A 5,299-nucleotide genomic window follows, 5' to 3' on the forward strand; every position below is an offset into this window, starting at 1 on the left:
CGCGCGGCTAAAAGCATCAAGAAACGATCAGACTACGAGGTCTAGTAAGACAACTCGGTACTGCTTGCTAATCTTCGCTGCATCTCTACAGCCGCGTTGACAACGGAAATTGAACCTCAACACCACCATCGATCGTCGCGAAACCACCTATCGCAGAACCGCGACAAGTGCAGTTGGTGCGCGACCATGGTGGTCACGGCCGGTCCGTTGAGACTCCAGCGATCAGATCCGCTTGGCTGATCTCCCCGCCCCGCCCACCCCGTCCACGCCTGCTCTTGCTGGAGCGCCACGATGGTCGGCACGAAGTCGGGCGCGCGGCGCTCCACCGCCGCGGTGTTGGCTTGCGCCAACGGAAGCCACCGGGCGGGTGGAGCGGAGTGGATCGCGATGCTCTGACCGGTTGACCCAGACTGCCCACGTCTGAGCGACTTCACTCTCTCGTGGTCGCTTGGAGGTGGCCATTTTGGCCGCTACGGGACGACACCAAGGTTCCGCCAAGAACGACACCGCACCCTCTCAGTCATCGGACACACCAACACGTCCATCGAAAGGGGAACGAGATGGCCGAGAACTCGCACGACAAGAGGGCCGTCCTGGGCTATGACGATTCGCGGCCGATCGCACGGCGACCTCAGGTGTGGGTGTTCGCGCTCGCCGCGATCGCGCTCACCGCATGTGCGCCGTCGACCGGCACAACCACGGCTCAAGCCCCGACGGTCACCCCCGTGATCTCGACGACGACACTGGCGCCGCCCCCCGCGATGCCCGCGCCGCCGACCACGACGGTGACGGTCATCGCACGGCCGCCCGTCACCGTGACCGTGGCACCACCGTCTACGGCGACACCCGTCGGGCAGCATGTCACCGCGGACGGCCCCTTCCAATCGCCCTCGGGCAACATCCGGTGCGCCACGTTCACCTACGGCGCCGGTGGCAACACCGTCCGCTGCGAGGTCACCGACCACGACTGGGTCGCCACGCAGCCGGATGGCTGCCAAATGAACTGGGGTGACCGCGTCGGGTTGGAGGAAGGCGCCGCCGCAGTGTTCGGCTGCTACGGCCAGGAGATGCCCGCCGCCACCCACACCCTCGAATACGGCCAGATTCAGACCCTCGGCTCGCTCAGCTGCGACAGCGAAACCGTCGGCATCATGTGCATCGACAACAACACGGGGCACTACTTCTCCGTGTCTCGCGAGACCGTTCACCTCGGTTGATCGGAGCTCCCGGCGCGCAGCGCAGCTGGCAAACACCGTAGCACGCGTGCTACGGTGGTCACGTGACGACCGAAATCACCCAACGCGAGCTACGCAACAACAGCGGCGAGATCATGCGCCAACTTGACCAGGGCCAGTCCTTTGTCGTCACCCGAAACGGCGTTCCCGTTGGGGAGCTATCCCCACTGCGTCGCCATCGATTCATCAGCGCCCAGGCCGCAGTGGCGGCTTTCCAAGGTGCACCACGCATCGATCTGAGCCGATTGCGCGCCGACCTCGATAGCGCGGCCAGCCAAGAGATCACACCACGTGGCTGAACGACGACCCGCCCGGCAAGGGCTCATAGATACCTCAGTCGTGATTGATCTCGATCACCTCGACGCCGGGCGGCTCCCCACTGAATTGGCAGTCAGCGCCCTGACGATGGCGGAACTCGCCGCCGGCCCGCACGCGACAAGCGACAGCGCCGAGCGAGCGCGACGTCAGGACCGTCTGCAGCGAGCCGAGGCCACGTTTGACGCACTGCCGTTCGACAGCGCCGCCGCACGAGCCTACGGCCGTATCTACGCAGCGATCGTGGCGACCGGACGTAAAGCACGCGGCCCGCGGGCCGTGGATCTGTTGATCGCCGCCACTGCGCTCGCTGCCAACCTTCCCCTGTATACGCGCAACGTCGACGCCTTCCGCGGCATCGAGCACCTCGTCGAGGTCCTTGGCGTCTAATCCAACCGGTACCGTTCCTCATGATTGAGCAGGCGTGGGTCCTACTCGGGTGCGGCCCGAACGGTGTTGGCCGCAGCTGGCGGGCGTACTCCGGTGGACCAGCACGCAGCCGGCTGGCTGCCAAATGAATTGGGGTGACCGCGTCGGGTTGGAGGAAGGCTCCGCCGCAGTGTTCGGCTGCTACGGCCAGGAGATGCCCGCCACCGTGACGACCCGCAGCGATCTCGCGTCGATCCTGGCCTGACGCCGCGCGCGGCCTACTGGCTCCCGCCGTACTCCAGCGCCGGCTCGGCCGAATCCACCCGACTCTTGCTCGAAATGGTCAGCCGGTCGGGCCGCACCTGATACAAGGCGCCGTCGGCCGGGTTCGTGGCGTCGAATCCGCCACCCGCCGGGACCGCGTTGGCCAGCTGCAGGTTGGCACCGTCGCTGAGGCGTTCGCCGTGGTAGTAGTAGCTGCCCGACGCCGTCTCACACACCACCGCCAGCGACGACGCCGTTCGGATGGCCGCCGCGGGCGTACTCCCCTCGTCGCATCGCGCGGCATGGCCGACGAAGCCCTGCGCGTCCGTGTCCGACATACCCGCGATGGGGGCCCCACTGGTCGACGGTGACGTCGTGGTCGATGGTGACGTCGTGGTCGACGGCGTCGTCGTGGTGGAGGTCGTCGTCTCCTCGGAAGCGGACGGTGCCGTGGTGGTGACCGTTGTCGTCGACGGTGGCGGCGCAGCGAGCGGACTCTGCGGCGCGGAGCCGCCACTGCCGCCGGTCATGACGATCGCGCCGGCCAGCACCGCCGCCAGCGCGAACATGGCGATCGTCCCGAACAACAACGCCACCTGCGTCCTGCTGAAACGCGACCGCCTGATCGGCGCCGACGGCGACGGCGACGGGAGGGGCGGATACGGCACGTAGCCCGTCGAGGTGGGCCTCGCCGCCATGGCAGGGAACTGCCGCGTGCCTGGCGAAGCAAGGGGAGTCGGGATGACGGGCGGGGGAAGGGGCACGCGGTCCTGTGCGGCGGTGGCCGCCGCCCTGGCCAGCTCACCCGCCGACGCGTACCGGTCGGCCGGATTCTTGGCCATGCCCTTCGCAACGACGTCGTCGAACGCCGGGCTGATCCCGCGGCGCTCAAGACTCGGCCGCGGCGGCGGCACGAACATGTGCGCGCTCATGACCTGCCGCAGGTCACCCGCTTCGAACGGCGCCCGACCGGTGAGGCACTCATACAGCAGGCACGTCAACGAGTACACATCCGACGCCGGGCCGCCGGCCTCGCCGCTGAGCCGCTCGGTGGCCATGTAGGCGCATGAGCCGATGACCAGCCCGGTCTTCGTCACGGTCGCCTCGCCGCCACCGTAGGCAATGCCGAAATCGACCAGGTAGGCGAAGTCGTCCGGCGTGAGCAGCACGTTCTCGGGCTTGATGTCGCGGTGCACCAGGCCGTTGGCGTGCGCGGCGTCCAGTGCATCGGCGACCTGGCCGATGATCGACACCGTGCGTGGCGGTGCCAGCGTGCCGTTGACCCGGAGCTCGTCCTTCACGCTGGCGCCCTCGACGAGGCGCATGTCGATGTAGAGCACGCCGTCGATCTCGCCGAAGTCGTGCACGGGAATGACGTGGGGCTCCTGCAGTCGCGCAGCGATACGCGACTCACGCCGGAAACGGTCCCGGAAGCTGGGGTCCGCCGCCAGATCCGTCCGCAGAACCTTGATCGCCACCATCCGCTCGCGCACGGTGTCGAACGCGCGGTAGACCTCGCCCATCCCGCCCACACCGATCAGCGTCTGCAGGTCATAGGGGCCGAATCGCGTGCCCAAACGAGAGCCGACGTTCGGGGAGCCCATATGAGTTCCTTCCACCTTCTTTGACGCGCTCCGTAGCGATTCCGCAGGTCAACCCACAGCGTTGACGGTGTCCCCGCATTGTGCTCTCACCTAACCCACTCCCCGTAGCAGGCAGAATGACTCGACACCGAAGTCGTAGCAGCACAAGCTAATTGCTTAGTCGTCAAGGCTACACGGGATCAGAGTGCGTGTCCGACCCGGCGATCGTTGGACGCTGCGCTCGGGTGCGTCGCCGCCGTCGCGGGATCGATCGTGCCGTGCTGCACCTCGCGGATCCAGCCCGTTCGACACGGATGGCCCCTACGGTTGGGGTCATGACAGAACAGTCACCGGCAGTCTTCCCCGCTCATCCACCCGAATCGATTCTGCGTGTGGTCAACCCGATCCTGGGGTTCCTGCTGCGCACTCCGGTCACGGGTTCTGCGCTCAAGGCCTTCTTGGTGTTGCGGTTCAAGGGACGCAAGACGGGGCGGCAGTTTGCACTTACGTTGAGCGCGCATCGGATCGACAACGATCTCTACGTCCTTACCGGCACAGCGTGGCGGCTGAACTTCCGCGGCGGTGCCACCGCCGAAGTCGTGCACGCCGGGAAGACGACGACGATGCGCGGCGAACTCATCGAAGACGTGCCGGTCGTCGCCGATCTGACCCGACGCCTTGCCGAGTCCTATGGCGTGAAGGGCGCGCAGCGCGTGATGGGATTGAAGTTCCGCGATCCGCGCATACCCACACTCGAGGAGTTCACCGAGGCAGTCGACGCGAACCACCTCACCGCGATCCGTTTGACCCCCACCAAGTAGCAGTCCCCGGGGCGGTGAGCTGCGGGAGAGCCGTCGCCGTCGGACCGATCTCGGACGGCGCCCTCAACCCCGCCGACGAGCAACTCCCTCTCCATCCACACACCGGCTACACGTCGTCAACACATGCTGACGGCTGTGGCATCAACGTCGTTGCCAGCAGCCAGTTCGATACTGATCGTCGCGACGGGTGGCCTGCCGCTGCCTGGCATTAGTTGCGACGCAGGGCATCGTCGGCGGCTACACGTCGTAGACGTGCGTTCCACCGGCACGGTGCGGGTTTGGTATCGAGATGAAGGCTGGGGAGTCATCGATTCTCCAGAGACTCCAGGCGGCTGCTTCGCCGGCTTCGGCCAACTCTGGAACGACCACGCGGTCCCGGAGCTCGGCCCTGGCGAAGTCTACGAAGTCTCCGGCGGGTTCCGAGAGCTGTTCGAAGGCGAGACGGTGGACTTCGAATGGGAACACGTTCCCCCTCCGGGACAGGACGGTTACAGCTACCGCGCCACCACGGTGCGCCCCCATGGGAGGCGACCACCGCATCGCGTCATTCGTCAGTACAAAGCTGGCCCAGACGGGTACCGACTACAGATGGGGCCGCTCAAGCGACCAAATCGAAACAAGGACTAAGAGTTGACCCGTAATTGCGCGTGGTTCTTGAGGTTCCAGAGTCCGGTGATGATGTGGAGGTTGTGGTTGATGGCGTCGCCTCGGC

General features: G+C 66.3%; 5 protein-coding genes. 4 read left to right on the top strand and 1 reads right to left on the bottom strand.

Annotated elements, in window-relative coordinates; all coding sequences use genetic code 11:
- Positions 1–560 precede the first annotated feature (560 nt).
- The 3 genes from QOC69_RS17065 to QOC69_RS17075 all read left to right on the top strand — a co-directional run bounded on the left by QOC69_RS17065 (position 561) and on the right by QOC69_RS17075 (position 1,940).
- On the top strand, positions 561–1,217 hold the full coding sequence (locus QOC69_RS17065) for a DUF6636 domain-containing protein (protein WP_526441620.1): 657 nt from the start codon (positions 561–563) through the stop codon (positions 1,215–1,217).
- 62 nt (positions 1,218–1,279) lie between these two features.
- A complete protein-coding gene (locus QOC69_RS17070) occupies positions 1,280–1,534 on the top strand; it encodes a type II toxin-antitoxin system Phd/YefM family antitoxin (RefSeq protein ID WP_526441622.1) in 255 nt (84 codons plus the stop codon).
- Positions 1,527–1,940 (top strand): PIN domain-containing protein, encoded by a 414-nt coding sequence (locus tag QOC69_RS17075; RefSeq protein ID WP_526441624.1) that lies wholly within the window; start codon positions 1,527–1,529, stop codon positions 1,938–1,940. Before QOC69_RS17070 ends, QOC69_RS17075 begins: the two co-directional genes overlap by 8 nt.
- Before the next feature lie 257 nt (positions 1,941–2,197).
- Here QOC69_RS17075 and QOC69_RS17080 read toward each other — a convergent pair whose 3' ends face one another.
- Positions 2,198–3,787 (bottom strand): serine/threonine-protein kinase, encoded by a 1,590-nt coding sequence (locus QOC69_RS17080; RefSeq protein WP_526441626.1) that lies wholly within the window; start codon positions 3,785–3,787, stop codon positions 2,198–2,200.
- Positions 3,788–4,101: 314 nt separating this feature from the next.
- On the opposite strand from QOC69_RS17080, the gene QOC69_RS17085 reads away from it, so the two are divergent.
- Positions 4,102–4,587, top strand: a complete 486-nt coding sequence (locus tag QOC69_RS17085) for a hypothetical protein (RefSeq protein WP_526441628.1) — start codon at positions 4,102–4,104, stop codon at positions 4,585–4,587.
- The last annotated feature ends 712 nt before the right edge of the window (positions 4,588–5,299 follow it).

This window comes from Mycobacterium sp., assembly GCF_032162105.1.
Lineage (GTDB): Bacteria > Actinomycetota > Actinomycetes > Mycobacteriales > Mycobacteriaceae > Mycobacterium.

What these genes read in the sequence shown, in the direction of transcription:
- QOC69_RS17065 (WP_526441620.1), top strand. Translation starts at nt 561, where the DNA reads ATGGCCGAGAACTCGCACGACAAGAGGGCCGTCCTGGGCTATGACGAT.
- QOC69_RS17080 (WP_526441626.1), bottom strand. Translation starts at nt 3,787, where the DNA reads ATGGGCTCCCCGAACGTCGGCTCTCGTTTGGGCACGCGATTCGGCCCC.
- QOC69_RS17085 (WP_526441628.1), top strand. Translation starts at nt 4,102, where the DNA reads ATGACAGAACAGTCACCGGCAGTCTTCCCCGCTCATCCACCCGAATCG.